At 60.1% G+C, this 3,238-nt stretch carries 3 protein-coding genes; 1 reads left to right on the forward strand and 2 read right to left on the reverse strand.

Features of this window, described 5'->3' with window-relative positions; genetic code table 11:
* Positions 1-1,242, forward strand: a 1,242-nt coding sequence (locus ACZAHD_RS22720; protein WP_462458739.1) for a Na/Pi cotransporter family protein, incomplete at its 5' end; no start/stop codon positions are given.
* 87 nt (positions 1,243-1,329) lie between these two features.
* Here ACZAHD_RS22720 and ACZAHD_RS22725 read toward each other — a convergent pair.
* Entirely contained in the window at positions 1,330-2,139 is an 810-nt protein-coding gene (locus ACZAHD_RS22725; RefSeq protein WP_002884583.1) for a shikimate 5-dehydrogenase, read from the reverse strand.
* Positions 2,132-3,238: L-sorbose 1-phosphate reductase (sorE, locus tag ACZAHD_RS22730; RefSeq protein ID WP_462458740.1), on the reverse strand; the 1,107-nt coding region annotated here is incomplete at its 5' end. The genes sorE and ACZAHD_RS22725, both read right to left, overlap by 8 nt.

Raw genomic sequence — 3,238 nt, forward strand, 5'->3', positions numbered from 1 at the left:
GGGCGAGTGGGGATTGGTCTGGGGCTGATCCTGCTGGCCCTGGAGCTGATTGTGCAGGCCGTGAACCCCATCACCCAGGCCAACGGCGTGCAGGTGATTTTCGCCTCGCTGACCGGCGATATCATGCTGGATGCCTTAATTGGCGCCGTATTCGCGATCATCAGCTACTCCAGCCTGGCGGCGGTGCTGCTGACGGCGACGCTGACCGCGGCGGGAGCAATCTCCTTCCCGGTGGCGCTGTGCCTGGTAATTGGCGCCAACCTGGGCTCCGGGCTGTTGGCGATGCTCAACAACAGCGCGGCAAACGCGGCGGCGCGCCGCGTGGCGCTGGGTAGCCTGCTGTTTAAGCTGGTGGGGAGCCTGATTATTCTGCCATTCGTCCATCCGCTGGCCGCGGCGATGCACAAGCTGCCGTTGGCGGAGTCTGAGCTGGTTATCTACTTCCACGTCTTTTATAACCTGCTGCGCTGCATCGCGATGGTGCCCTTTGCCGGACCGATGGCGAAGCTGTGCCAGCGTATGATCCGCGATGAGCCCGAGCTGGGTAACCAGCTGAAACCCAAGCATCTTGACCCGTCGGCGCTGGATACGCCAGCGCTGGCGCTGGCCAATGCCGCGCGCGAGACGCTGCGCATTGGAGATGCGATGGAGCAGATGCTGGGGAGCCTGCATAAAGTGATGCATGGCGAACCGCGTCAGGAGAAAGAGCTACGTCGTATGGCGGACGATATCAACGTGCTCTACACCGCCATTAAGCTCTATCTGGCGCGAATGCCAAAGGATGAGCTGGCGGAGGAGGAGTCCCGGCGCTGGGCGGAAATCATTGAGATGTCGCTAAACCTCGAGCAGGCGTCCGATATCGTCGAGCGGATGGGCAGCGAGATCGCCGATAAATCGCTGGCGGCGCGGCGCGCCTTCTCGGTGGAAGGGTTAAAGGAGCTGGATGCGCTGTACGATCTGCTGCTCAGCAATCTGCAGCTGGCGATGTCGGTCTTCTTCTCCAGCGATGTACCCAGCGCCCGCCGTCTGCGGCGCAGCAAACACCGGTTCCGCATTCTTAACCGCCGTTACTCGCATGCGCACGTTGACCGTCTGCATCAGCAGAACGTGCAGAGTATCGAAACCAGTACGTTGCACCTGGCGCTGCTGGGGGATATGAAGCGTCTGAACAGCCTGTTCTGCTCGGTGGCCTACAGCGTGATGGAGCAGCCGGATGAAGACGACGAACGAGATGACTACTGAGACGGATTATTTTTCCGTTTATGTCGCTTCTTTTCTGGCGAGGTAGCCCTCCCGGGACGTGGCTGACGCCTTCCCGGGAGGGACATACTAGCTTCTGGCAAACGCCGAGGCCTCTGCCACCAGCGCGCTATCCGGCCGTACGCCGGTATAAAGGGCAAACTGCTCGACGGCTTGCAGGGCAATAACTTCCGCACCGCTGATGGTCTGCTTACCCCGTTGCTGCGCCAGGCGGATCAGCGGAGTTTCCGCCGGCAACGCGACCACGTCAAACACGACGCTGGCCTGGGCCACCATGGCCTCGCTGAACGCCAGCGTGTTACTTTCCGCTCCCCCTGCCATGCCCAGCGGTGTGACATTGACCAGAATCTCGGCTGCGATCCCTTCGGGCAGGGGCTGCCACTGAAAGCCATACTGTTTTGCCAGCGCCAGGCCGCGCTGGCGATTGCGGGCCGCAATGATCACGTCGCGGAAACCGGCATCACGGAAGGCGGCAATGACGGCTTTCCCCATGCCGCCGCTACCCTGAATCATCACTCTGGCGTTGGTATCGAGCCGATGGCTGGCGATCAGGCTTTTGACCGCGATGTAATCGGTGTTTAGCCCGGTTAACTTCCCGTCGTCATTGACGATGGTGTTGACGGAGTCGATGACTTTTGCTGACGGATCGATCGCGTCAAGAAACGGTATGCAGCTCTCTTTAAACGGCATGGAGACCGCACAGCCGCGGATACCCAATGCGCGAACCCCTTTTACCGCCGCCTCAATATCCTTAGTCGTAAAGGCTTTGTAGAGGTAGTTCAATCCCAGCTTGTCATACAGATAGTTATGAAAGCGGGTGCCGAAGTTGCCGGGGCGACCCGCCAGGGAGATGCACAGCAGCGTATCGCGGTTAATCATGCGTAATATCCTCCGCGTGGGCCAGCAGATACGCTTCAGCCTCCTGGGACCAGATCCCATGGTGACGCGCCACAATCGCTGCCAGTTCGGGATCGGCGATCTCGCCCAGCGGCGTGAGCGGGAAGGCTTTTCCGGTATACACCAGCTTTTTTCCCCCGCCGACGGCAGGCAGATCGAGGGTGGTTTCGCCCGCGGCGTTCAGGCCGAGAATATGGGTGACCACTTTCGCCGTCTGGACCTTTTTCGCCTGCATCAGCGCCACCGCGGCGCGCATATCGTCAGTATTACCGCCGGAGGTGCCGACGTAGTGGGTAAAGGCGTAGTGCACGTCGTAGAAGTTGATCGGGGCGCTGAATTGCTTATCCTGGGGGCCAGCAAAGAAATTCAGGCAGCCGTCCGGGGCCAGCAACGAGGAGGCCAGGGTGATCAGCTGTTCGTTTGGCACAAACACGAAGATATCGTCGAAGCCATGGCCGCCGCTGAGCGCCAGCAGCGTATCGCGACTGGCCTCATGGCCGTCGAGGTAGTGGATCAGCGTCTGCGGCTCAGAGGGGTAATGACGGCGGGCGTAGCTGAGCTTCGGCTTATTGGTATCGGTCACTACCAGTAGTGAAGGATTGATGGGGCCGTGCAGCGCATAGTCGATAGCCAGCAGCCCCATCGGCCCCGTCCCGCCCAGGATCAGAGTGCGTCCCTGAGGACGGATCCCCATCACGTGGTTGTAACTCCCCTCCTGCAGATGATAATTGGCGTTGAAAGCGCCAATGACGCAGGAGAGCGGCTCCACCAGCGATCCTTCAAACCAGGTATCCCCCTCCCAGGTGAGCAGGCAATCCTGCGCCATCACCTCATTGGGGATCACCACATGGGTGGCTTCGCCACCGATCCATGGGAATGAGTAGCCGGGGCAGTCGGGTCGGTCGGGCAACTGCAGGTTGGCCTGGATCACGTAGCGCTGCCCTGGCTGAAACTTATGCTGCCACTTTTTACCGACGGCAAGGATTTCGCCGCAGAATTCATGACCGATAATAATGGGCCTGGTGGCCACATCATCTGGCACCTTTTTATGATCGGCACCCTGATTGGCCTCTTTCCATGA

Origin of the sequence: Raoultella sp. (genome assembly GCF_039594335.1) — a bacterium.
Taxonomy (GTDB): Bacteria; Pseudomonadota; Gammaproteobacteria; order Enterobacterales; family Enterobacteriaceae; genus Klebsiella.

What these genes read in the sequence shown, in the direction of transcription:
- ACZAHD_RS22725 (WP_002884583.1), bottom strand. Translation starts at nt 2,139, where the DNA reads ATGATTAACCGCGATACGCTGCTGTGCATCTCCCTGGCGGGTCGCCCC.